24 protein-coding genes and 2 pseudogenes are annotated in these 21,750 nt (G+C 71.8%); 11 read left to right on the forward strand and 15 right to left on the reverse strand.

Annotated features, from left to right (window positions below):
* The first annotated feature begins 103 nt into the window (after positions 1–103).
* Positions 104–1,381, forward strand: a complete 1,278-nt coding sequence (locus tag ABZ565_RS12080; protein WP_361023990.1) for a thymidine phosphorylase — start codon at positions 104–106, stop codon at positions 1,379–1,381.
* A 137-nt stretch (positions 1,382–1,518) separates the two neighbouring features.
* Positions 1,519–1,851, forward strand: coding sequence for an STAS domain-containing protein (locus tag ABZ565_RS12085; RefSeq protein ID WP_361023993.1), 333 nt, complete (start codon positions 1,519–1,521; stop codon positions 1,849–1,851).
* Here the strand turns inward: ABZ565_RS12085 and ABZ565_RS12090 are convergent.
* The 4 genes from ABZ565_RS12090 to ABZ565_RS12105 form a co-directional block, all read right to left on the reverse strand.
* Positions 1,811–2,104, reverse strand: a complete 294-nt coding sequence (locus tag ABZ565_RS12090) for a hypothetical protein (protein WP_361023996.1) — start codon at positions 2,102–2,104, stop codon at positions 1,811–1,813. The two genes, ABZ565_RS12085 and ABZ565_RS12090, sit on opposite strands and share 41 nt — an antisense overlap.
* Positions 2,101–3,123, reverse strand: coding sequence for a sigma-70 family RNA polymerase sigma factor (locus ABZ565_RS12095; RefSeq protein WP_361023999.1), 1,023 nt, complete (start codon positions 3,121–3,123; stop codon positions 2,101–2,103). The genes ABZ565_RS12090 and ABZ565_RS12095 overlap by 4 nt, the downstream gene beginning before the upstream one ends.
* Before the next feature lie 97 nt (positions 3,124–3,220).
* Positions 3,221–3,937 carry a L,D-transpeptidase gene (locus ABZ565_RS12100; protein WP_361024002.1) on the reverse strand — a complete coding sequence of 239 codons (717 nt, stop codon included), beginning with the start codon at positions 3,935–3,937 and terminating at the stop codon, positions 3,221–3,223.
* A 103-nt stretch (positions 3,938–4,040) separates the two neighbouring features.
* Positions 4,041–5,339: an MFS transporter gene (locus ABZ565_RS12105; RefSeq protein WP_361024005.1), complete on the reverse strand. Its 1,299-nt coding sequence runs from the start codon at positions 5,337–5,339 to the stop codon at positions 4,041–4,043.
* Between the two features lie 63 nt (positions 5,340–5,402).
* On the opposite strand from ABZ565_RS12105, the gene ABZ565_RS12110 reads away from it, so the two are divergent.
* The 3 genes from ABZ565_RS12110 to ABZ565_RS12120 all read left to right on the forward strand — a co-directional run bounded on the left by ABZ565_RS12110 (position 5,403) and on the right by ABZ565_RS12120 (position 8,152).
* Entirely contained in the window at positions 5,403–6,356 is a 954-nt protein-coding gene (locus ABZ565_RS12110) for a LysR family transcriptional regulator (RefSeq protein ID WP_361024008.1), read from the forward strand.
* Positions 6,357–6,737: 381 nt separating this feature from the next.
* A complete protein-coding gene (locus tag ABZ565_RS12115) occupies positions 6,738–7,178 on the forward strand; it encodes a MarR family transcriptional regulator (RefSeq protein ID WP_361024110.1) in 441 nt (146 codons plus the stop codon).
* Between the two features lie 83 nt (positions 7,179–7,261).
* Complete coding sequence (locus tag ABZ565_RS12120) at positions 7,262–8,152, forward strand: NmrA/HSCARG family protein (protein WP_361024011.1); 891 nt, start codon at positions 7,262–7,264, stop codon at positions 8,150–8,152.
* Between the two features lie 114 nt (positions 8,153–8,266).
* Here the strand turns inward: ABZ565_RS12120 and ABZ565_RS12125 are convergent, their stop codons facing one another.
* Positions 8,267–8,947, reverse strand: coding sequence for a prolyl oligopeptidase family serine peptidase (locus ABZ565_RS12125; RefSeq protein ID WP_361024113.1), 681 nt, complete (start codon positions 8,945–8,947; stop codon positions 8,267–8,269).
* 222 nt (positions 8,948–9,169) lie between these two features.
* Between ABZ565_RS12125 and ABZ565_RS12130 the strand changes: the two genes are divergently transcribed.
* Complete coding sequence (locus ABZ565_RS12130; protein ID WP_361024014.1) at positions 9,170–10,324, forward strand: adenosine deaminase; 1,155 nt, start codon at positions 9,170–9,172, stop codon at positions 10,322–10,324.
* 134 nt (positions 10,325–10,458) lie between these two features.
* Positions 10,459–10,773 (forward strand): hypothetical protein, encoded by a 315-nt coding sequence (locus tag ABZ565_RS12135; RefSeq protein WP_361024017.1) that lies wholly within the window; start codon positions 10,459–10,461, stop codon positions 10,771–10,773.
* A 79-nt stretch (positions 10,774–10,852) separates the two neighbouring features.
* Here ABZ565_RS12135 and ABZ565_RS12140 read toward each other — a convergent pair whose 3' ends face one another.
* The 5 genes from ABZ565_RS12140 to afsQ1 all read right to left on the reverse strand — a co-directional run bounded on the left by ABZ565_RS12140 (position 10,853) and on the right by afsQ1 (position 14,609).
* A complete protein-coding gene (locus ABZ565_RS12140) occupies positions 10,853–11,056 on the reverse strand; it encodes a PspC domain-containing protein (RefSeq protein ID WP_164403039.1) in 204 nt (67 codons plus the stop codon).
* 90 nt (positions 11,057–11,146) lie between these two features.
* Positions 11,147–11,695, reverse strand: coding sequence for a VanZ family protein (locus ABZ565_RS12145; protein WP_361024021.1), 549 nt, complete (start codon positions 11,693–11,695; stop codon positions 11,147–11,149).
* A gap of 90 nt (positions 11,696–11,785) precedes the next feature.
* Positions 11,786–12,397, reverse strand: coding sequence for a hypothetical protein (locus ABZ565_RS12150; RefSeq protein WP_361024024.1), 612 nt, complete (start codon positions 12,395–12,397; stop codon positions 11,786–11,788).
* Positions 12,394–13,935, reverse strand: a complete 1,542-nt coding sequence (locus ABZ565_RS12155) for a HAMP domain-containing sensor histidine kinase (protein WP_361024031.1) — start codon at positions 13,933–13,935, stop codon at positions 12,394–12,396. The genes ABZ565_RS12150 and ABZ565_RS12155 overlap by 4 nt, the downstream gene beginning before the upstream one ends.
* Positions 13,932–14,609 carry a two-component system response regulator AfsQ1 gene (afsQ1, locus tag ABZ565_RS12160; RefSeq protein WP_026171255.1) on the reverse strand — a complete coding sequence of 226 codons (678 nt, stop codon included), beginning with the start codon at positions 14,607–14,609 and terminating at the stop codon, positions 13,932–13,934. Before afsQ1 ends, ABZ565_RS12155 begins: the two co-directional genes overlap by 4 nt.
* A 212-nt stretch (positions 14,610–14,821) precedes the next feature.
* On the opposite strand from afsQ1, the gene ABZ565_RS12165 reads away from it, so the two are divergent.
* Entirely contained in the window at positions 14,822–15,568 is a 747-nt protein-coding gene (locus ABZ565_RS12165) for a SigE family RNA polymerase sigma factor (protein WP_073964294.1), read from the forward strand.
* Positions 15,569–15,761: 193 nt separating this feature from the next.
* Here ABZ565_RS12165 and ABZ565_RS12170 read toward each other — a convergent pair whose 3' ends face one another.
* Positions 15,762–16,370: an ATP-binding protein gene (locus ABZ565_RS12170; protein ID WP_361024116.1), complete on the reverse strand. Its 609-nt coding sequence runs from the start codon at positions 16,368–16,370 to the stop codon at positions 15,762–15,764.
* 177 nt (positions 16,371–16,547) lie between these two features.
* Here ABZ565_RS12170 and ABZ565_RS12175 point away from each other — a divergent pair, with 177 nt between their 5' ends.
* Positions 16,548–16,964 carry a hypothetical protein gene (locus ABZ565_RS12175; RefSeq protein ID WP_361024034.1) on the forward strand — a complete coding sequence of 139 codons (417 nt, stop codon included), beginning with the start codon at positions 16,548–16,550 and terminating at the stop codon, positions 16,962–16,964.
* Positions 16,965–17,023: 59 nt separating this feature from the next.
* On the opposite strand, the gene ABZ565_RS12180 is transcribed toward ABZ565_RS12175, so the two are convergent.
* Genes ABZ565_RS12180 through deoC form a run of 3 tightly spaced genes read right to left on the reverse strand, consistent with a single transcriptional unit; the run spans position 17,024 to position 20,353 of the window.
* The gene (locus ABZ565_RS12180; RefSeq protein ID WP_361024037.1) at positions 17,024–17,971 is read right to left on the reverse strand and encodes an aldehyde dehydrogenase family protein; all 948 of its coding nucleotides are present in this window, start codon (positions 17,969–17,971) and stop codon (positions 17,024–17,026) included.
* Positions 17,961–19,400 carry an aldehyde dehydrogenase family protein gene (locus ABZ565_RS12185; RefSeq protein WP_361024040.1) on the reverse strand — a complete coding sequence of 480 codons (1,440 nt, stop codon included), beginning with the start codon at positions 19,398–19,400 and terminating at the stop codon, positions 17,961–17,963. Before ABZ565_RS12185 ends, ABZ565_RS12180 begins: the two co-directional genes overlap by 11 nt.
* Positions 19,401–19,405: 5 nt before the next feature.
* Complete coding sequence (gene deoC / locus ABZ565_RS12190) at positions 19,406–20,353, reverse strand: deoxyribose-phosphate aldolase (protein WP_361024119.1); 948 nt, start codon at positions 20,351–20,353, stop codon at positions 19,406–19,408.
* A 135-nt stretch (positions 20,354–20,488) separates the two neighbouring features.
* Between deoC and ABZ565_RS12195 the strand changes: the two genes are divergently transcribed.
* Complete coding sequence (locus ABZ565_RS12195; RefSeq protein ID WP_361024043.1) at positions 20,489–21,127, forward strand: PH domain-containing protein; 639 nt, start codon at positions 20,489–20,491, stop codon at positions 21,125–21,127.
* 40 nt (positions 21,128–21,167) lie between these two features.
* Here the strand turns inward: ABZ565_RS12195 and ABZ565_RS12200 are convergent.
* Positions 21,168–21,398, reverse strand: a pseudogene (locus ABZ565_RS12200) (LuxR family transcriptional regulator); the annotation flags it as partial.
* A gap of 1 nt (position 21,399) precedes the next feature.
* On the opposite strand from ABZ565_RS12200, the pseudogene ABZ565_RS12205 reads away from it, so the two are divergent.
* Positions 21,400–21,720 (forward strand): annotated as a pseudogene (locus ABZ565_RS12205) (M24 family metallopeptidase); the annotation flags it as partial.
* Between the last annotated feature and the right edge of the window lie 30 nt (positions 21,721–21,750).

Below are 21,750 nucleotides of genomic sequence, written 5' to 3' on the forward strand. Positions count from 1 at the left end.
GGCCCGTTCCGCGGGCCCACCCGGCGTCTCTTTTCCCCTCTATGCGCGTAGAGTCAACAGGGCCCACGCGCACCGTACGTACCGGCCGGAAGGACGCCAGACCATGGACGCCATCTCCGTCATCCGCACCAAGCGGGACCGAGGCGAGCTGACCCCCGAGCAGATCGACTGGGTCATCGACGCGTACACCCGCGGCGAGGTCGCCGACGAGCAGATGTCCGCGCTGGCCATGGCGATCCTGCTGAACGGCATGAACCGTACGGAGATCGCCCGCTGGACCGCCGCGATGATCGCCTCCGGCGAGCGGATGAACTTCGACGCCCTCTCCCGCCCCACCACGGACAAGCACTCCACCGGTGGCGTCGGCGACAAGATCACCCTGCCGCTCGCCCCGCTGGTCGCCGCCTGCGGCGCGGCCGTGCCCCAGCTCAGCGGCCGGGGCCTCGGCCACACCGGCGGCACGCTCGACAAGCTGGAGTCCATCCCCGGCTGGCGCGCCCACCTCTCCAACGCCGAGATGCTGGACGTCCTCGACACCACCGGCGCGGTCATCTGCGCGGCGGGCGACGGCCTCGCCCCCGCCGACAAGAAGCTGTACGCGCTGCGCGACGTCACCGGCACGGTCGAGGCGATCCCGCTCATCGCCAGCTCGATCATGTCCAAGAAGATCGCCGAGGGCACGGGCGCCCTGGTCCTCGACGTCAAGGTCGGCTCCGGCGCCTTCATGAAGACCCTGGACGACGCCCGCGAGCTGGCCTCCACGATGGTCGCCCTCGGCACCGACAGCGGCGTCCGCACGGTCGCCCTGCTCACCGACATGTCCACCCCGCTGGGCCTCACCGCCGGCAACGCCCTGGAGGTCCGCGAGTCCGTCGAGGTCCTGGCCGGCGGCGGCCCGAAGGACGTCGTCGACCTCACCCTGGCCCTCGCCCGCGAGATGCTGGACGCGGCGGGCCTCAAGGACGCCGACCCGGAGAAGGCCCTCCGGGACGGCTCCGCGATGGACGTCTGGCGCCGCATGATCTCCGCCCAGGGCGGCGACCCCGACGCCGCGCTCCCGGTCGCCCGCGAGCAGCACGTCATCAAGGCGTCCTCCTCCGGCATCCTGACCCGCCTGGACGCCTACGACATCGGCGTCGCCGCCTGGCGCCTCGGCGCGGGCCGCGCCCGCAAGGAGGACCCGGTCCAGGCCGGCGCGGGCATCGAGCTCCACGCCAAGCCCGGCGACGAGATCACCGACGGCCAGCCGCTGCTGACGCTGCACACGGACACCCCGGAGAAGTTCGACTACGCCCTGAAGGCGCTCCCGGACGCGTACGACATCGAGCCCGCGGGCACGGCCTTCGCGGCGACCCCGGTGGTGCGGGAGCGGATCGCCTGACCTGCGGCTTCCCTGTGAGGGTGAACGGGACCGGTGGACCGCCGCCGGTCCCGTTCGGCATGCCGGCCACGGTACGCACCGGGAAGAGAGGACCGCCGACGCGGTGAGTTCCGGCGCGGCCCCGGGTCTGTCAGGGTATGGAAGCCCCGCCCCCGGCCGCGTTCGTCCTCTCCGGCCACATCACGCGCGACGCCGTCCCCCGCCTGTGCGCCGACCTGGAATCGCTCATGGCCGCGTCGCCGGACGCCACCACGGTGGACTGCGACCTGAGCGGCGTCGTCCGGCCGGACCTGACCACGGTGGACGCGATCGCCCGCCTCACCCTGATAGCCCGCAGAACGGGCACCCGCGCCCTGCGCCTGCACGGCACCACACCGGAACTGCGGGCGCTGCTGGAGCTGGTGGGGCTGGGGGAGGCGGTGGGGGACGTCAGTGCCCCTCCACCGCGTAGTCGCAGATCACCGCGGTGACGCGGTGCTGGACGCCCTCGCCGCCGAACGGTGTGCCCGACGGCGACGGTATCGGCGACCGCTTCGCCGCCCGCATCGCCTCCGCGCAGTCGAACTCCGGCTGCGGTCCCGGCTCGGCTGCCGACGAAGGCGGGGTCACCGGGGCCGGCCCCGACGTCGCCGCCGGCTCACCGAGCCACTGCGCGGCCGCCCATCCGGCCCCCGCGAGCACCACCCAGCCCGCCACCAGCCCCCGCACCACCCGCCGCCTCACACCGCATCCGCCTCCAGCCGGTCCGGCAGCCCGAACAGCGGGAACCACCGCGGCGCGTCCAGGAAGCAGTGCAGGCCCGTGATCTCGCCGTCCCGGATGTCGATGACCTGGACCGCCCACGGGGCGAAGCCCGGGCCCTCCGGGTCCGGCTTGTAGTGGGCGAAGGCCGGGGTGCCGTTGGCGGAGGTCGCGAGCAGGCGGGAGCCGGCGCAGCCCGCGCCCAGGGACGTCATGAAGCCGGTGATGTCCTCGTGGCCCCGGAGCCACAGGTCGAAGGGCGGCATCGTCATCACCGCGTCCTCGTGGAGGAGGGCGGTCAGCGCCTGCATGTCGTAGCCCTCGAACGCCGCCACGTACCGTTCGAGCAGGGCCGTCTGCTTCTCGTCCAGGGGGTCCGCCGCGTCGGCGGCCACGGACTCGTGGTCGGTCAGGGTCGCCCGGGCCCGCTGGAGGGCGCTGTTGACCGAGGCGACCGAGGTGCCGAGCAGCTCCGCGACCTCCGCGGCCTTCCACGCCAGCACCTCGCGCAGGATGAGCACGGCGCGCTGCTTCGGCGGCAGGTGCTGGAGCGCCGCGACGAACGCCAGGCGCACCGACTCGCGCGCCACCGCCGCCTCCGCCGGATCGTCGGTCGTCGGGATGATCCGGCCGTCCGGCATCGGCTCCAGCCAGGCGTTCTCCGGCAGTGGATTGAGCGCGGCCTGCGCGAGTGGCGTCGGCCCGGTCAGATCGACCGGCCGGGCCCGCCTCTTCCCCGCGTTCAGCATGTCGAGGCAGACGTTGGTCGCGATGCGGTACAGCCAGGACCGCAGGGAGGACCGGCCCTCGAACTTGTCGAAGCTGCGCCAGGCCCGTACCAGCGTATTCTGGACCGCGTCCTCCGCCTCGAACGCCGAGCCGAGCATCCGGTAGCAGTAACCGGTCAGCTCGACCCGGTGCCCTTCCAGGCGGCTGCCGATGTCGCCCGACGCGCCGGTCCCGGCGCCGGGACCCGCTGCCGCCGCTGTCAGTTCAGTCATCGCCGATCCACCCTGTCGTGCCGTGACACCGCTCGGTTCATCCAGCACTTCGGAAGCTACAGCGGGGCACTGACAACGGGCGGGCGAGCGGCAGCCGTCAGGTCCCCGGCTTGCGGCCGTACACGTAGACGTCGTCGCCGTTCTTCAACAGGTTCCAGTATGACTTCGCGTCCGAGGTGCGCATGTTGACGCACCCGTGCGACCCCGGCGGATTCCACATCTTCACGCCGACCGCGTGGAACGCCTGGCCGCCGTCGAAGAACTGCGAGTACGGCATGGACACGTGGTAGATCGAGGACACGTGGTTCTTGTGGCGCCAGTAGATCTTCTTGGCGCCCGTCCGCGTCTCGTACTTGTCCCGCCCCGTCCGCACCGGCACCGGCCCGAACTTCAGCTTCTTGCCGTCCTGGATCCAGCTGATCTGCCGCGTCAGGTCGACGCAGGCGATGCGCCCCTTGTTGGTCGGGCACTTGCCGGCCTTGTTCGGGTTCTTGCCGGCCGCCTTCTGCGCGGTGAGCGTCTGCATCGTGCGCCAGGTGACCGGTCCCGCGTAACCGATGGTCGGAGTCACCCCGTAGGTGCTCTGGAACGACCGGATCTTCTTGCAGTCGGCCGCCGACTGCTTGCCGTCCACCTTCAGGTGCAGGTACTTCTCGACCTGCTTCTGGTACGGGCCCGTGGACGTCGTGCAGGACGCCGCCTGCGCGGCGGTGCCCGTACCGAGGACGAACGCGGGTATCGCGGTCAGACCCGCGACGGACAGGACGAGCCCCCTCCGCGCCCGTACGCCCGTAATGCCCCGTATGTTCCTCATGTTCTTCCTGACTCCCATGTACGCCAACTCCCCTTCGCGCGCACTGCGGTGATTCCGCCTGCTAGACGCGCGAAGGGGAGCGACAGGTTGTGCGCCGAATGTCTCAGTTCTGTACGGGCGCCACGGCGGCGGGCCGCAGCCGTTCGGCGCGGGCGGCCCGCGTCCCGTACAGCGTGATGGATACGACCCCGAGGACCGCGAGCAGGCCCAGCGCGACCGTGCCCGCCCAGCCGCCGGCGTGGAAGGCCACCGCGCCGAGCGTGCCGCCCGCGCTGGAGCCCAGGTAGTACGCCGACTGGTACAGCGCCGACGCCTGGGCGCGGCCCGTCGTCGCCGTACGGCTCACCGAGGACGAGGCGACCGCGTGCCCGGCGAAGAAGCCGGCCGTGATCAGCACCAGGCCGAGGAGCACGGCGGCCAGCTGGTCGCCCAGCGAGAGCAGCAGACCGGCGGCGGTGGTGGAGACGGCCAGGTACAGCGCGCCCCGCCGCCCCAGCCGGCCGACCAGCCGTCCGGCGGCGGCGGAGGAGACCGTGCCGACCAGGTACACCAGGAAGATCGAGCCCACGATGCCCTGCGGCAGGTTGAACGGCGCCTCCACGAGCCGGTATCCGATGACCGTGTACACGGCACCGAACACCGTCATGAACAGCGCGCCGATCGCGTACAGCCGCCGCAGCAGCGGGTTGGCGAGGTGCGAGCCGACCGTACGCGCGAGCGCCTTCGGGTTGAGCGTGCCCGGGGTGAAGTGCCGGGCGCGCGGGATCATGAAGTGGAAGACGACCGCGCAGGCCACGGCCAGCAGCCCGACCGCGCCGAGCGCCGCCCGCCAGCCCCACAGCTGCGCGATCCAGCCGGTGAGGATGCGGCCGCTCATCCCGCCGATGCTGTTACCGGCCACGAACAGCCCGATCGCGGCGACGAGTGCCTTGGGCCGGACCTCTTCCGCCAGGTACGCCATCGCGGACGCGGGCAGTCCGGCGAGCGCGGCGCCCTGCAGGGCGCGCAGCGCGATCAGCCAGCCCAGCGAGGGGGCGAACGGCACGAAGAGGCCGACCGTCACCGCGACCACCAGCGAGGCGGTCATCATCTGCCGCCGCCCGAACCGCTCGGACAGCGCGCTCATCGGCAGCACGCACAGCGCCAGGGCCCCGGTCGCGGCGGACACCGTCCAGCTCGCCTGCCCGGCCGTCGCGCCGAAGGACGCGGAGACGGCGGGCAGCAGCGCCTGCGTGGAGTAGAGGAGCGCGAAGGTCGCGACACCGGCGGCGAAGAGGGCGAAGCTCATCCGGCCGTAGCCGGGGCGCCCGGGTTCGAGCCGGTCGGTGGTGTCGGTGACGGGGGACGACTGGGTCGAGGCGGCCACGGTGAGGGTGGACGCCCCGGTACTGGCGGGAGGCATGCGACGACGGTAGGACGCGCGGGATTCATGCGTCCAATGCACAAACAGCGAATAATCAATCCCATGGCGCATCAACACAGCTCACAGCCCCGGCTGTCACCGAGCAGTTACGAAGAAGACATCCGCGCGGTCCTCGCACCGCGCCTCGCGTACTTCGAGGCGGTCGCCCGCCACGAGCACGTCACGCGCGCCGCGCAGGAACTGGGCGTCCCGCAGTCCACGCTCTCGCGGGCGATGGTGCGGCTGGAGGGCGACCTGGGCGTCGCCCTGTTCGCGCGCAAGGGCCGCACGGTCTCCCTGACCCCCGCCGGACGCACTTTCCTCGGCTCGGCCGAGCGCGCCCTCGCCGAGGTGGAGAAGGCCGCCGACTCGGTACGCGCCGACGCCGACCCCACCGCGGGCAAGGTGGCCTTCGGCTTTCTCCACACCATGGGCTCCGAAACCGTCCCCGCCCTCATCCGCGCCTTCCGGGCCGACCACCCCCGGGTCCGCTTCCAACTCGTCCAGAACTACGGCGAGGCCATGATCGAACGCCTCCGGGCCGGCGGCCTCGACCTCTGCCTCACTTCCCCGGTCCCGGACGCCCCCGACCTGGTCACCCGCCGCCTCGACGAACAACGCCTCCGCCTGGTCGTCCCCGAGGACCACCGCCTCGCCACCCGCCGCCGCATCCGCCTCGCCGAAGCCGCCGACGAAACCTTCGTCACCCTGGAACCCGGCTACGGCCTCCGCCGCATCACGGACGACCTCTGCGCGGAGGCGGGCTTCGTCCCCCGCGTCGCCTTCGAGGGCGAGGAGGCGGAGACCCTGCGCGGCCTGGTAGCGGCGGGCCTGGGCGTCGCCCTGCTCCCGCCCCCGGCGGTGGCCCGCCCGGGCGTGGTGGAGCTGACGGTGACGGCTCCGAGGGCGGTGCGCGAGATCGGCGTGGCCTGGCTGGACGGCCACCCCGACACGGCCCCGGTGGCGGCGTTCAAGAAGTTCCTGCTGGGGCGGCGGGGGAGTCTGCTGCCGGGGTGAGGGCCGGAGCGAAGCGGTGTCACGAGCCGGACCCCCAGCGGGATCTCCCCGCCCGCGAGATGGCCATGACCTGGTTCGACCCGCGCCACCCGGCCGTACTCGCCCGCGGGCCGGCGACCTCCTGCGCGCACTCGACCACTGGCGCCGCCTCCGGGCCGAAGCCCGCCCGCTGTCCAGTTGCCGAGGCGGATACCCGCCTCACCGCCTGGCTCGCCGATCACAGCGTTGCCTGAGGAAGGGGCACCGGATCAGTCGATTAAAGTGATGGGGGCAGGAGGGGCAGGCCGGTCTCGCAGAGGTGTGCGTCTCCTGGTGAGTGGCGTGGTCTGCCGGCCCGCGATGAGCAGGCTGATCATTCGTCATCGGACCCGGGAGGCCGACGTGGACTATGGCGACAAGCTCTTCTGGCTCTCGGTCGTGATTCAACGCAAGTACGCGCAGATCTGCGAGGAGTTCGACCTGACCCCCTCGCAGGCCACGCTGCTCTGCGCAGTCAGGAACGAGCCGCGGCAGATGGCCGACCTCGCCGCGGCGTTGGGTATGACCAAGAACGCGTTGAGCCAGTTGGTCGATCGCACCGCGCGGCGCGAGTTGGTCGGCCGGACAAGCTCGGCGCAGGACCGGCGGGTCGTCATGCTCAGTGCGACGCCCACGGGGAAGGTGCTCGCCGAGGCCGTTTACGCCGAGATCGCCAAGCGCCTGCCCGAGATCGCGAGGAACCTCGATGTCGACGACCAGCGCGACTTCGAGCGCGTGGCCACCGCCATCGTGGACACCTCGGACCTCTCTCCGCCCACCTCGAACCAGCCCATCGGACCGTGAGCTCCCGCTGCACACACACCTTGACGTAGTTCATGCCGTGAACTAATTTTGTTCACGGCATGAACTAGTGAGGGGTGGAAGCGATGAGCACGCAGACGACCGGCACGATCGCAGTCTTCGGCGCGACGGGGCAGCAGGGCGGGGCGGTGGTCGACGCGCTGCTGGACCACAAGGCGCGGGTGCGGGCCTTGGTTCGCAACCCGCAGTCCGACCGGGCTCGGGCGCTGGCCGCCCGCGGCGTCGAGCCGGCGGCCATCCGGGCCGACGACCCGGCGTCGCTGGCCGCCGCGCTGGCGACGGTCGAGGGGTTCTACTTCATGACCCCGGAGGCGAACAGCCTCGAAGACGTCGAGGCGGAGATCCGCATCGGCACCGCGCTCGTCGACGCGGCGGTCGAGGCGGGCGTCCCGCACGTCGTGTTCAACTCGGTCTTCGGAGCGGACCGGGAGTCGGGTGTGCCGCACCACGACTCGAAGCACTGGATCGAGGAGCACCTGCGCAGGTCCGGCCTGAGGGCCACGATGGTTCGAGCGACCGCCTTCATGGAGAACTTCGCGGGCGTGATGGCACCGAGCCTGGAGCACGGTGAAATCGTGCTGAGGCTGCCGCTGCCGGAGGACGTCGCCCTGAAGATGATCTCGGTCAGGGACATCGGCCGGGTCGCCGCCGCGCTCCTGCTCGACATCGCGGAGGCACCCGGCGGAGCCGTCGAGCTCATCGGCGACGAGCTGACGGGCCCCCGGATCGCCGCGGCGTTCGGCGCGCGGGCCGGGCTCCCGGCACGGTACGAGGCCCTCCCCTTGAGCGTGCTTCCCAACGACCTCGACAAGGCGATGTTCCGCGAGTTCGCGAAGGGGGCGGACCACCCTTCGGACCTCGCGGTGGTGCGCTCGATCGAGCCGGCCACCCTGGACCTGGCCGAGTGGATCCGAGCTACCGGCTGGACCGCGCCCGCGAACGCGGCCGGTTCCTGAGCCTCCTGCCGCGGTGAACGCCCCGCGATCCCCGTCGACGTGGATGCTCGGCGAGCCCGAGGGGTGGCCCTGGGGCCGATGGGGCATGGACGCCGCCTGCCCCCGCAGGCCCCCTCACCCCACCCCCAACGACTCCCCGAACCCCACCGCCAGTGGCATCCGCAGTCCCAGCGGTGGAGGCGCCGCCAGCGCGTCCGTCACCGGGCGGGCGTACGCGTGGCCGAACAGCGTGCCGCGGACGAAGTCGGCGGCCAGGGCCGTGACCTCGGACCGGTGTTGGCGTAGCGCGTGGCCGTCCGAGTGGACCTCGAAGCGGCAGGTGTCGCGGTTGGCCTTCTTGGCGCGTTCGGCCAGGCGGAAGGAGAGCTCCGGGGCGCAGCGCGTGTCGTTGGTGCCGTGGACCAGCAGGACCGGGCGGCCGACCAGGTGTTTGACCGGTTCGGGGCCGGCGGACGGATCGCCGGGGAGCCAGGGTGCGATGGCCAGGACCGCGCCGACCGCCGGGTGGCCGCCCGCGCGGAGGGCCGCCCGGGCGCCCATGCCGTGGCCGGCCAGGCAGAGGGGGACGTCGCCGTAGCGGCGTACGGCCTCGTCCACCGCCCACTCCGCGTCCGCCGCGAGGTGGGCGTCGTCCTCGTTCCAGCCGCGGCAGCGGTAGCGCACCACATGGGCGGCGAGGCCGTCGGTGCGGCCCGCGTGGGTCAGGGCGCGGGCCAGCGGGAGCAGGCGGGCGTGGGAGAGGGCGGAGGGGCGGCGGTGCGAGTGGGGTTCGCCGTCCGGGAGCAGCAGGACCACGCCGCCGACCGTTGTTGCTCCGGCCGCCGCTCCGACGGCCCGTCCCAGCCGTGCCGCCGGCTGGGGGAGTGCGCGCTGTGCCATGGCGTAACAGTGTCAGACGCGCGCGGGTACGCCACCCCCGTTCGCGGCGTCTGTTACGCAGGGCGGTGCGCGAGGGCTCGACCGTACCGTTATGCAACGACAAGCCCGCTCTACGCGCGTAGGCGCTACAGTGCCTGGATGATGAGCCCGACCCTCCATGTGCCCGGCCCGGACCAGATCCGGCGTGCCCCCAAGGTCCTTCTGCACGACCACCTCGACGGCGGCCTGCGCCCCGGAACGATCGTCGATCTCGCGGCGGCGATCGGCTACGACGCGCTTCCCGAGAGCGAGCCCGACAAACTCGGCGTCTGGTTCCGGGAGGCGGCGGACTCCGGTTCGCTGGAGCGGTATCTGGAGACGTTCGCCCACACCTGCGCCGTCATGCAGACCCGTGACGCGCTGGTCCGGGTCGCCGCCGAGTGCGCCGAGGACCTGGCGGCCGACGGTGTCGTCTACGCCGAGGTGCGGTACGCCCCCGAGCAGCACCTGGAGGCCGGGCTGACCCTCGAAGAGGTGGTCGAGGCCGTCAACGAGGGGTTCCGCGAGGGCGAGCGGCGGGCCCGGCAGGACGGCAACCGCATCCGCGTCGGCGCCCTGCTCACCGCCATGCGGCACGCCGCGCGCTCCCTGGAGATCGCCGAACTCGCCAACCGCTACCGGGACCAGGGCGTCGTCGGCTTCGACATCGCGGGCGCCGAGGCCGGGTTCCCGCCCACCCGGCACCTGGACGCGTTCGAGTACCTCAAGCGCGAGAACAACCACTTCACGATCCACGCGGGCGAGGCGTTCGGGCTGCCCTCGATCTGGCAGGCCATCCAGTGGTGCGGCGCCGACCGGCTCGGGCACGGCGTCCGCATCATCGACGACATCGAGGTCGCGGAGGACGGCTCCGTGAAGCTGGGCCGGCTCGCCTCCTACGTACGGGACAAGCGCATCCCGCTGGAGATGTGCCCGACGTCCAACCTCCAGACCGGGGCCGCTTCCTCGTACGCGGAGCACCCCATCGGGCTGCTCCGCAAGCTGCACTTCCGGGCCACCGTCAACACGGACAACCGGCTGATGAGCGGCACGAGCATGAGCCAGGAATTCGAGAAGCTGACCGAGGCTTTCGGATACACGCTCGACGACATGCAGTGGTTCACCGTCAATGGAATGAAGTCGGCATTCATTCCTTTCGATGAACGTCTGGCGATGATCAATGACGTCATCAAGCCCGGGTACGCCGAGCTGAAGTCCGAATGGCTTTTCGAGCAGACCGCTGCGACCAGTGTGTCTTCCTCGTTGGCCGGCTGACGGAGGCGTACGGAGAACGGCCGGGAAGTGGTTTTCCCGGCCGTTTTCCGTGGCGGCGGATGTTTGCGGAGCGGGGCGGCGGATGACTACGTTGCATAGCCGCTCACATCCCCTTCCCCAAGGATGAATGTCATATGAAGCAGTCTGCCGCCAGGACTCTCGGCGTCGCCGCTCTCGGTGCCGCTTTCGCCGCTGCCGCCGCAGGCACCGCGGCCGCCTCCGCACTGCCGCTGGAGACCGCGACCAGCGTCCTGCCCGTCGCCGGTGCGGTGGCCGACGCCACCTCGACGCTGCCGGTCCAGGACACCGCCGACCAGCTCCTCGGCACCAGCCAGACCAAGGTCCTCGGCGACGCCACCACCCCCGTCAAGGGCCTCCTCGGCGGCATGCCGGCCGGCGGTCTGACCACCAGCGGCCTGTCCGCCAACGGTCTGCCGCTCGGCCGCTGAGCCGAAGCCGGAACACGCCAGTGGGCGGACACCCCGACCGGGTGCCCGCCCACAGGCATGCGTACGGGAACGGGAACGGCTACCAGGCGGCCGAGGACGACGGCCTCTCCTGGGGCAGCAGCAGCCACAGCGCCAGATAGAGCAGGAACTGCGGTCCCGGCAGCAGGCACGAGACCAGGAAGATGATGCGCATGGTCCTCGCCGACGTGCCGAAACGCCGCGCCAGCGCTGCGCACACTCCGCCGATCATGCGTCCGTCACGGGGGCGGGCAAGTGCGGCCATGGTGGGCTCCTTCGCGAACCGTTGCGGGGAGCATTCCGTCGTGCTCCCGGTACGTCCATGGTCGCGCGACGAACCGGACGAAGCGTCGCTCTACGGGGCCATCCCGACCCCGGAAATCGTCGGGGTCGAACCCTGAGGGGCCTCGTGCCCGCTCCGTGGCACCACCCGCGGCTCCGGTCCGCCGCGCCGGCGCAGGCGCGCCCGGCACGCGGGCACCACCAGGGCGTGGGCCAGGGCGACGCCCGCCGTGTTCAGGAACAGCGAGTCCACGTCCACCACCTGGCCGGGCACCCCGGTCTGCCCCAGCTCGATGGCCAGCGAGATCAGCGAACCGGCCGCGACCGTACGGGCCAGCGAGAGCCACGGGGACACGTACAGCCGGCCTCCGGCCATCGGCAGCAGGACGCCCAGCGGCGCCAGCAGCAGCAGCCCACCGCCGATCCGGCGGAACGCGGCGGCCGGGCCGAGCGACAGATCGGCCCTGATGCCGGCGAACGGCGAGAGGTTGGCGGCGTCCATCCACGGCACGTCCAGCGGACGCAGGGTGAGCCACCCGACGAGCAGCAGATGCGCGAGGAGCAGCGACACCCCGACCGCGCGGAAGCGGATGACGGCCCGGCCGTCCGTACCTTGACGCACGAAGCCCTAGACGCGGGCGGCGGCAGGATCGGTTCCGCAGGACCCGGGGAGACCTGCCTCACGACGGCCCCCAAGGCCCCTGGACAGGGCCTACGGCACCCCCACCGTGCTTGGTATCGCCTTCGGGCTGGCCTTCGTCTCCGCCGTGCAGAGGTAGCCCCGGGCCGGGTAGTCGCCCGGGCCGCCCAGCGTCACCGTGTCGCCGGGGGTCAGGGACTCGCTGTCCGCGAAGGTGCAGACGACCTGGGCCAGGGCCTCGGCCGACAGGTCCTCCGGCTGCTCGTTGAGCCGCAGCGCGTCCTTCGCGTCGCCCAGGCGGGGTCCGAAGACGCGGAGCGACCCGGGCACATCGGTGGAGAAACCCGCCTGCCGCTCCTCCTCCGCGGGCTGTCTGCGCAACTCGCCCAGCAGCTCCGTGGCGACGGCCAGCCGGTCCGACTCGGCCTCCTGGACCTGCACCGCCCGGTCCACCGTCACCAGCTGCGAGGCGCAGATCAGGTACACCTGCACAGGGATGCCCCGCCTGGCCTGGGACGCGGCGTCCTCGGCGGGCATCGCGCACGGCACCCGGGACGGGGCGGCACCCGCGTCCACCGGTACCGACGTCGTACGGATGCCGCAGCCCGTCGCCAGCACGGCACAGAGTGCGGCACCTGCCAGGGCGGCGGCGGTTCGGTTTCCCCGGCGTTCGCTGCGCCTCACGTCGCGTCGTCCTCCTGGTGGTCCGGTATCGGTGCGTCGTGGTCCCCGGCGGTACGGCTCGGCGCCCCGGGGTCGCGCGGCAGGCGCAGCACGAAGACCGCGCCGTCGCCGTCGGGAAAGTTGCGCGCGGTGATGTCGCCGTTGTGGATGTGCGCGTTCTCCATGGCGATGGAGAGCCCGAGCCCGCTGCCGTCCGAACGCGGCCTGGAGGCGCTCGCCTTGTAGAACCGGTCGAAGACGTGCGGCAGGACGTCCTCGGGGATGCCGGGGCCGTGGTCCCGGACCTCGATGACCAGCTCCTCGCCCTCGATTCGCACCGAGACCCGTACCGGCGAACCGCCGTGCTTGAGCGCGTTGCCGATCAGGTTCGCCAGGATCACGTCGAGCCGGCGCGGGTCGAGGCGGACCATCATCCCGCGCTCGGCGTCCAGTTCGACCGCGTCGAGCCAGGCGCGGGCGTCGATGCAGGCGGTCACCTGGTCGGCGACGTCCACGTCGTCCAGGACCAGGCGGGCGGTGCCCGCGTCGAAGCGGGTCACCTCCATCAGGTTCTCCACGAGGTTGTTCAGCCGGCGGGTCTCGCTGACCACCAGGTTCACCGCGGGGGCGATCATCGGATCGAGGCTGTCGACCTCGTCCTCCAGCACCTCCGTGACCGCGGTGAGCGCCGTCAGCGGCGTACGCAGCTCGTGCGACATGTCGGCGACGAAGCGGCGGCTGGCCTCCTCGCGGGCGCTCATGTCCGCGACCTTCTTCTCCAGCGCGCCGGCGGTCCGGTTGAACGTCCGGGACAAATCGGCCAGTTCATCGGTGCCGGACACCGCGAGCCGGGTGTCGAGCTTGCCCTCGCCGAGCTTGCGGGCCGCGTCCCCGAGCCGCTGCACCGGCCGCAGCACGGTCGTCGCCGCCGCCTGCGCGAGCAGCGCCGAGCCCACCAGGGCGAGCGCCGTGGCGATCCCCAGCGACCAGGCGAGCGAGCTGAGGTCCTGCCGCTCCTGGTCGAGCGACTTCAGCATGTAGCCGGTCGGCCCGCCGCCGATGATCTTCGTACCGGCGACGAGATACGGCGTGCCGCGTATCGAGGTGCGCTGCCAGAACAGGTGGTACTCGTACTTGTTGCCCGCCTTGACCGGCTGCTTGCGGTCCACCTGCTCCTGCAACGACGGCGGTACGTTGTCGCGGGTGAAGGTGTCCAGGTCGCTGTTGCCGACGATGGGCTTGCCCGGATCGCGCTCGTCGATCAGGAGCACGCTGTAGCCCGGGCTGCTGCTCGCCATCTGCACGGCGGCCGTCTGCAGGTCCTCCTTGGTGGGACGCAGCGGCAGCGAGGCCGCCCGGGACTGCATCTCCTGGCGGAAGTCCCCGAGCGCCGCGTCCTGCGTACGCGTCAGCACGGCCTCGCGGTTGAGCCAGTACGCGATGCCGGAGGCCGACACGGCGGCGGTCAGCGCGACGAGACCGAAGACGATGACGAGCCGCAGTCGCAGGCTGGTCCAGCGGAGCCCGGCACGCAGGCCCCGCCGCACAGCCGTGCTCACTGCGGCGAGTCCAGCCGGTAGCCCACGCCCCGGACCGTACGGATCAGGGTCGGCGACGACGGGACGTCCTCCACCTTGGCGCGCAGCCGCTGGACACAGGCGTCCACCAGCCGTGAGTCGCCCAGGTAGTCGTGCTCCCAGACCAGGCGCAGGAGCTGCTGCCGGGACAGGGCCTGGCCGGGCCGGCGGCTCAGTTCGAGCAGGAGGCGCAGCTCGGTCGGCGTGAGCTGAAGGTCCTCCCCGTTCTTGGTGACGGTCATGGCGGAGCGGTCGATCACCACGTTCCCGAACGTCGCGGAGTCGGTCGACTCCCGTTCGCCGCGGCGCAGCACCGCGCGGATACGGGCGTCGAGCACCCGGCCCTGCACAGGCTTGACCACGTAGTCGTCGGCGCCGGACTCCAGACCCACCACGACGTCGATGTCGTCGCTTCGGGCGGTCAGCAGGATGATCGGCAGCTGGTCGGTGCGGCGGATGCGCCGGCACACCTCGAAACCGTCGATCCCGGGCAGCATCACATCCAGCACGACCAGGTCGGGGCGCTGCTCGCGCAGCAGGTTGAGGCCGTCCTCTCCCGTCGCCGCGGTGGCCACACGGTGGCCCTGGCGTGACAGCGAGAGTTCGAGGGCCGTGCGGATGGCGTCGTCGTCCTCGATCAGCAACAGGAAAGGCACTTGGTCATTCTGACCCATGGGGCGTCCCAGTTCGACAGTTGGTCCCCCCTGATGCGTGCCCCATACGTCCCTCATGCATCCGGAAGCACGGATTCGTGCCGCCGCCGGGCCCTGTGACAGCCCTGTGACAGTCGGCGGACAGGGCCATGAAACTGCCCCGGCAAGCTCGTTGACACAAGGAACGGACGGACTCCACCGATGGGGGGCGCGAGATGAACGCAACTCACAGCATCAACGCAAGCGCAGTTGTCACGCGTCTCCACGATGTCGGGCGGAGCACCGAGAAGTCCGGCGCCGCAGTGAACGGACGGGGGTGCGTTCGAGGCGCCGGGCGTCAGCACACGTCATTCATGACGGTGGTTGACGCGGGGGGCAACGGGGGAAGCGCGTACGGGGAGGACTCGGGGGAGCGGAAGTCACCGGAGCGGTCCGGGGACGCCGAAGCGGCGTTCACGGCCTACGTCCGGGAGCGCCGCGCCTCCCTGTACGCCACCGCCTACCACCTGACCGGTGACCGGTTCGAGGCCGAGGACCTGCTCCAGAGCGCCCTCTTCTCGACGTACCGGGCCTGGGACCGCATCAGCGACAAGGCCGCTGTGGGCGGTTACCTGCGCCGCACGATGACCAATCTGCACATCAGCGCCTGGCGCAGGCGCAAGCTGAACGAATACCCGACCGAGGAGCTGCCGGAGACGGCGGGCGACACGGACGCGATGCGCGGTACGGAGCTGCGCGCCGTTCTCTGGCAGGCGCTGGCGCGCCTTCCCGAGCTGCAGCGCACGATGCTCGTCCTGCGGTACTACGAGGGCCGTACGGACCCCGAGATCGCGTCCATCCTCGACATCAGTGTCGGCACGGTGAAGTCGAGCATCTGGCGGTCGCTCCGCCGGCTGCGCGAGGACGAGGTCCTGAGCTTCGGCCGTGACGAGGAGGAGTCCTTCGGCGAGCTGGTGGCCTGAAGGCTGGGGGAACGGGGGCGCTGCCGCGTCGGGGGACGCGGTGGTGTTGTCACGGGGGTGACACGGGGGCCCGAGGGATACGGGGGTGTCTCGGGGGCACGGGGATACGGGGAAGCTGCGGGGTCGGACGGGCCGGGGGGTCCTGTCCGGCCCCGCGGCGCGTTCCGGGGCCTCTGCCCCCGGACCCCGCTCCTCAATCGCCGGAGGGGCTCGAAATCGCCGGTGTCCGGCATCGGCCCGCCGCCGCGGCCGCCAGGCGGCCCAGCGCTTCCTGCTTCGCGCACGCGTGCGCGCCCAGCGCGACATGGCGGGCCACGATGCGGCGTTCCGTACGCATCAGACGCCACCCGCGCCGCAGCAGGAACGGCACCGACTTGCGGCCCTCGCGCAGGTCCCGCAGCAGGCGGCGGCGGAAGGTTGTGGAGGGGTGGCCGCGCAGGCAGAGGGCGTCGGCCAGCAGACCCAGGGACTGGCAGCGGTCGATGACATCGGCCGCGAAGATGCCCTCGGCCACGAAGAGCGGGGTGCGCCCGATGTGCAGGACCTCGTGCCCGGTGCGGGAGCTGGTGGATATGTCGTACACCGGGACGTCGGTGCGGCCGGTCCGGCAGAGTTCCGCGATCGCGGCGACCGCGGCGGCGGCGTCCCAGGAGTCCGGGGAGTCCCAGTCGATGTCCGTACTGCCCTCGACCAGCGGCAGGGTGGGGTCACCGGCCTCCTTGTAGAAGTCGTCGAGCCGCAGGACCGGAAGGCCGGTGCGGGCGGCGAGGGACGACTTGCCGGAGCCGGAGGGGCCCGTCAACAGGACGACGCGGGTCGAAAGCGCTTGGGAACTCACAGGACACGAGTGTGCGGCATTGACCCGAACAAGGGACCCCCCGGAGGTCCTGTTGGTATCGCGCATCACACCTCAACTACTCTGTGCATTCGGTCGATTACCCGACCGATGGTCCGATCATCCCGATCAGGTGGGAAATCCATGGCACGTCACGCACTTTCCAGGTCCCGGCGCCGCACCCTGCTGCGCGCAGGGCTGACCGTCACCGCGGTCGGCGCCGCGCTCGGCGCGGGGGGTGCGGCGGCGCAGGCCGCCCCGCTGCCCGTCGTCCAGGAGACCGGGGCCGACGTCGGCCTCGCGGAGGCCACCGAGGCGGCCGGCGGCGCGGTCACCGGGGCGCTCGGGCAGTCGCTGGAGCACAGCGTCGCGCCCGTCACCCACCTGCGGCTCGACCCGCTGGCCGGCACCGGCACGGACCCGCTGGACAACGCGGTGGGCACCCAGGTCGCCGACTTCAAGCCGCTCTCCACCGCGCTGGTCACCGATCCGCTGACGAGCGGTGGCGCCATCAAGGACCTGCCCGTCGTGGGCCCGGTCGTGGAGGGGCTGCGCGGCTGACCGCGGGACGGCCCGTTTCCCGGAGGTCTCTCCGGGAAACGGGCCGTCGCCGTGTGCGGTCAGTACGAGGAGCCGGACGCGCCCAGCGCGCCCGTCGGGTGCCAGACCGTCTTGGTCTCCAGGAAGGCCGTCAGGCGGTGCGTACCGGGGTCGGCGGTCCAGTCGTCACCGTCCACAGCCTGTTGATGAGCAGCGCTCTGCTCTTCCTTCTCGGGGCAGCGGCGGGAGACGGGTGGGCGCGAAACGCGCTTCAGGTTGTCCGCCGCCGCGATCTCCAGCTCCTTCGCGAGCGCCGCGTCCGCCCCCGTGAGGTCGATGCCGTTCACGTCCTGGTGGGCGGCGAGCGGCGCGGCGATCTCCGCGGTCTTCCCCGACAGGATGTTGACCACACCGCCCGGCAGGTCCGAGGTGGCCAGCACCTCACCCAGCGACAGGGCGGGCAGCGGGGACTTCGCGGAGGCCACCACGACCACGGTGTTGCCGGCGGCGATCACCGGGGCGATGACCGAGACCAGGCCGAGGAACGAGGACTCCTGCGGTGCCAGGACCGTGACCACACCGGTCGGTTCGGGCGTCGACAGGTTGAAGAACGGGCCCGCGACCGGGTTCGCGCCGCCCACGATCTGGGCGATCTTGTCCGTCCAGCCCGCGTACCAGACCCAGCGGTCCACCGCCGCGTCCACGACCGCAGCCGCCTTGGACTTGGACAGGCCCTCCGCCTCGGCCACCTCGCGTACGAACTGCTCGCGGCGGCCCTCCAGCATCTCCGCGACGCGGTAGAGGATCTGGCCGCGGTTGTACGCGGTCGCGCCGGACCAGCCGCCGAACGCCTTGCGGGCGGCCACGACCGCGTCGCGGGCGTCCTTGCGGGAGGACTGGGGCGCGTTCGCCAGCCACTTGCCCTTCGAGTCCGTCACCTCGTACACCCGGCCGCTCTCGGAGCGGGGGAACTTGCCCCCGACGTACAGCTTGTAGGTCTTGAAGACGCTCAGACGGTTATCGGACATCGAGGTACGCCTCCAGGCCGTGACGGCCGCCTTCGCGGCCGTAGCCCGACTCCTTGTAACCGCCGAACGGCGAGGTCGGGTCGAACTTGTTGAACGTGTTGGCCCAGACGACGCCCGCCCGGAGCTTGTTCGCCACCGCGAGGATGCGGGAGCCCTTCTCCGTCCAGATGCCGGCCGACAGGCCGTACTGGCTGTTGTTCGCCTTGGCGACGGCCTCGTCCGGCGTACGGAACGACAGCACCGACAGCACCGGGCCGAAGATCTCGTCGCGGGCGATGGTGTGGGCCTGGGTGACGTTGGTGAACAGCGTCGGGGCGAACCAGTAACCGGCCGAGGGCAGTTCGCACGGGGCGCTCCAGCGCTCCGCGCCCTCCGCCTCGCCGGTCTCCGTGAGCGCGGTGATCCGGGCCAGCTGCTCGGCGGAGTTGATCGCGCCGATGTCCGTGTTCTTGTCCAGCGGGTCGCCGAGGCGCAGCGTGGACAGGCGGCGCTTCAGGGCGTCGAGCAGTTCGTCCTGGATCGACTCCTGGACCAGGAGGCGGGAGCCGGCGCAGCAGACCTGGCCCTGGTTGAAGAAGATGCCGGTGACGATGCCCTCGACGGCCTGGTCGATCGGGGCGTCGTCGAAGACGATGTTGGCGCCCTTGCCGCCCAGCTCCAGCGTGACCTTCTTGTCCGTCCCCGCGACGCTCCGGGCGATGGCCTTGCCGACGGCGGTCGAACCGGTGAAGGCGACCTTGTTCACGTCCGCGTGCTCCACGAGCGCCTGGCCCGCGTCGCCATACCCCGTGAGGATGTTGACGACACCCTTGGGCAGGCCCGCCTGGCGGCAGATGTCCGCGAAGAACAGCGCGGACAGCGGCGTCGTCTCGGCGGGCTTCAGGACCACGGTGTTGCCCGTGGCGAGCGCCGGGGCGATCTTCCACGCGAGCATCAGCAGCGGGAAGTTCCACGGGATGACCTGTCCCGCGACGCCCAGCGGGCGCGGATTCGGGCCGTAGCCCGCGTGGTCCAGCTTGTCGGCCCAGCCCGCGTAGTAGAAGAAGTGCGCGGCGACCAGCGGGAGGTCCGCGTCGCGGGTCTCCTTGATCGGCTTGCCGTTGTCCAGGGTCTCCAGGACGGCCAGCTCGCGGCTGCGCTCCTGGATGATCCGGGCGATCCGGAACAGGTACTTGGCGCGCTCGGAGCCGGGCAGCGCCGACCACTTCTCGAACGCGCGGCGGGCCGCCTTCACGGCCCGGTCCACGTCGTCGGCGCCGGCCCGCGCGACCTCGGACAGCACCTCCTCGGAGGACGGGCTGACCGTCTTGAAGACCTTGCCGTCGGCCGCGTCGGTGAACTCACCGTCGATGAACAGGCCGTACGACGGGGCGATGTCGACGACGGAGCGGGACTCCGGCGCCGGTGCGTACTCGAATGCGGATGCCATGGGTATCAGTCCACCGTCACGTAATCGGGGCCGGAGTAACGGCCGGTGCTGAGCTTCTGGCGCTGCATCAGCAGGTCGTTCAGCAGGCTGGAGGCGCCGAAGCGGAACCAGTGGTTGTCCAGCCAGTCCTCGCCCGCGGTCTCGTTGACCAGCACGAGGAACTTGATCGCATCCTTCGAGGTGCGGATGCCGCCGGCCGGCTTCACGCCGATCTGTACGCCGGTCTGCGCGCGGAAGTCGCGCACCGCCTCCAGCATCAGCAGGGTGTTCGCGGGCGTGGCGTTCGTCGCCACCTTGCCGGTCGAGGTCTTGATGAAGTCCGCGCCCGCCAGCATCCCGAGCCAGGAGGCCCGCCGGATGTTGTCGTACGTGGACAGCTCGCCGGTCTCGAAGATCACCTTGAGCCGGGCGGACCCGCACTCCGCCTTCACGGCGACGATCTCCTCGTACACCTTCAGATAGCGGCCGGCCAGGAACGCGCCCCGGTCGATCACCATGTCGATCTCGTCGGCCCCGGCCGCCACGGCGTCCCGGACGTCCGCGAGCTTCACGTCGAGCGCGGCGCGCCCGGCGGGGAAGGCCGTCGCCACGGACGCCACCTTGACGCCGGAGCCGGCCAGGGCGGCGGCAGCGGTGGCCGCCATGTCGGGGTAGACGCAGACCGCGGCGGTGCGCGGGGTCGTGCGGTCGGTGGGGTCGGGGTTGACGGCCTTGGCGGCGAGCGCCCGGACCTTGCCGGGGGTGTCCGCGCCTTCCAGCGTCGTCAGGTCGATCATCGAGATCGCGAGGTCGATGGCGTACGCCTTGGCCGTCGTCTTGACCGACCTGGTTCCGAGGGCTGCGGCGCGCGCTTCGAGGCCGACCGGGTCGACGCCGGGCAGCCCGTGCAGGAAGCGGCGCAGCGCACTGTCGGACGCCGTCGCGTCGGCGAATGCGGGGAGGGTGGTGGGCATGGTCACCACATGAGCATATCTACGCGCGTAGCGACCTGTACAGGGACCCAGGTCATCGAGGGTTCCCGCACCGGGCCCCCGCTGCGGGCGAAGCCGCCACCGCGCCCCCGCGCCGCGTCAGGCACAATCGGGCTCATGACGAGCCCCACGCCTGCCGACGAGCCCACCTACGCCGACCGGACCTTCCGGTCGCCCGCCGGGCTGGCCGGCGGCATCCTGCTCCTCGTGCTCGCCTGCGGGATCGGCGCCGACGCCGCGTTCCGGGGCGACGGCCGGGTGCCGTGGATGGCGCTCGCCGGGATGCTGACCGCCGTACCGCTGATCGTCGCCTTCACGCTGCGCCCGGTGGTCGCCGCGAACGAGAGGCGCATCCGCGTCCGCAACCCGTTCCGCACGATCACGCTGCCGTGGAGCGACGTGGCCGACGTGCGGGCCGGGTATTCGAGCGAGCTCTTCACGCACGACGGTACGAAGTACCAGCTCTGGGCCGTCCCCGTGTCGCTGCGGCAGCGCAAGAAGGCCGCCCGCCAGCAGTCCCGGCAGGCGGTGGACGACCCGTACCGGCGTACGTCCACGATCGCCGACGTACGCAACACCAAGGCCCGCACCGCGGCCGCCGACCAGGCCGTCGCGGACCTGCGCGAGCTGTCCGAGCGCGCCGGCGACAAGCCCGTGGCCGACGCGCCCGCCGCCTCGGTGCGCTGGGCGTACGAGGTCATCGCCCCGGCCGTCGTCGGCGCGGTGCTGCTCGTGGTCCTCGGCGCGATGGGCTGACGTCCCGGGCGCTCACGCGGCCGGCTGACGTCCGAGGCGCTCACAGCCGGCCCCGGCGCTGCGCCTGCAGCGCCGGCTGGAAGCGGTTCGCGGCGCCCAGCCCGGCCATCAGGACCCGCAACCGGCGGAACAGCGTGCGGCGGCTGATGCCCAGCTCGCGCGCGATGACCTCGTCGCTCGTCCCGCCCGCCGGCAGCCACAGCAGCCGCCGGTCCGCCGGCGGCAGCCCGCCCGGGCGCGTGGTCCGGCCGCTGAACGGCAGCGCGCTCTGCTTCATCGAGGGCCCGGCCGAGCGGGCGTGCGCACTCGGCCTCCAGCGCCGCTTCACCATGGCGGGCACCGGGCACATGCTCGGACCCGACGTCCACGACTGCGCGCGGGCGCGCAACGAGGCGTACGTCGACGGGGTGCTGGAGCCGGGCATGGTGCTGACCGTCGAGCCCGGGCTGTACTTCCAGCCGGACGACCTGACGGTCCCGGAGGAGTGGCGCGGCATCGGCGTCCGCATCGAGGACGACCTCGTCGTGACGGAGTCCGGTCACGAGAACCTGTCGGCGGGGCTGCCGCGCTCGGCGGACGAGGGCGAGGCGTGAATGGCGCGGGTGGCCCGCTGAGAGGGGGTG

This window comes from Streptomyces sp. NPDC016469 (genome assembly GCF_040632905.1).
In the GTDB taxonomy this organism is placed as follows: Bacteria; Actinomycetota; Actinomycetes; order Streptomycetales; family Streptomycetaceae; genus Streptomyces.

What these genes read in the sequence shown, in the direction of transcription:
- ABZ565_RS12080 (WP_361023990.1), top strand. Translation starts at nt 104, where the DNA reads ATGGACGCCATCTCCGTCATCCGCACCAAGCGGGACCGAGGCGAGCTG.
- ABZ565_RS12085 (WP_361023993.1), top strand. Translation starts at nt 1,519, where the DNA reads ATGGAAGCCCCGCCCCCGGCCGCGTTCGTCCTCTCCGGCCACATCACG.
- ABZ565_RS12095 (WP_361023999.1), bottom strand. Translation starts at nt 3,123, where the DNA reads ATGACTGAACTGACAGCGGCGGCAGCGGGTCCCGGCGCCGGGACCGGC.
- ABZ565_RS12100 (WP_361024002.1), bottom strand. Translation starts at nt 3,937, where the DNA reads ATGAGGAACATACGGGGCATTACGGGCGTACGGGCGCGGAGGGGGCTC.
- ABZ565_RS12105 (WP_361024005.1), bottom strand. Translation starts at nt 5,339, where the DNA reads ATGCCTCCCGCCAGTACCGGGGCGTCCACCCTCACCGTGGCCGCCTCG.
- ABZ565_RS12110 (WP_361024008.1), top strand. Translation starts at nt 5,403, where the DNA reads ATGGCGCATCAACACAGCTCACAGCCCCGGCTGTCACCGAGCAGTTAC.
- ABZ565_RS12120 (WP_361024011.1), top strand. Translation starts at nt 7,262, where the DNA reads ATGAGCACGCAGACGACCGGCACGATCGCAGTCTTCGGCGCGACGGGG.
- ABZ565_RS12130 (WP_361024014.1), top strand. Translation starts at nt 9,170, where the DNA reads ATGATGAGCCCGACCCTCCATGTGCCCGGCCCGGACCAGATCCGGCGT.
- ABZ565_RS12135 (WP_361024017.1), top strand. Translation starts at nt 10,459, where the DNA reads ATGAAGCAGTCTGCCGCCAGGACTCTCGGCGTCGCCGCTCTCGGTGCC.
- ABZ565_RS12140 (WP_164403039.1), bottom strand. Translation starts at nt 11,056, where the DNA reads ATGGCCGCACTTGCCCGCCCCCGTGACGGACGCATGATCGGCGGAGTG.
- ABZ565_RS12165 (WP_073964294.1), top strand. Translation starts at nt 14,822, where the DNA reads ATGAACGCAACTCACAGCATCAACGCAAGCGCAGTTGTCACGCGTCTC.
- ABZ565_RS12175 (WP_361024034.1), top strand. Translation starts at nt 16,548, where the DNA reads ATGGCACGTCACGCACTTTCCAGGTCCCGGCGCCGCACCCTGCTGCGC.
- ABZ565_RS12180 (WP_361024037.1), bottom strand. Translation starts at nt 17,971, where the DNA reads ATGTCCGATAACCGTCTGAGCGTCTTCAAGACCTACAAGCTGTACGTC.
- ABZ565_RS12185 (WP_361024040.1), bottom strand. Translation starts at nt 19,400, where the DNA reads ATGGCATCCGCATTCGAGTACGCACCGGCGCCGGAGTCCCGCTCCGTC.
- deoC (WP_361024119.1), bottom strand. Translation starts at nt 20,353, where the DNA reads ATGCCCACCACCCTCCCCGCATTCGCCGACGCGACGGCGTCCGACAGT.
- ABZ565_RS12195 (WP_361024043.1), top strand. Translation starts at nt 20,489, where the DNA reads ATGACGAGCCCCACGCCTGCCGACGAGCCCACCTACGCCGACCGGACC.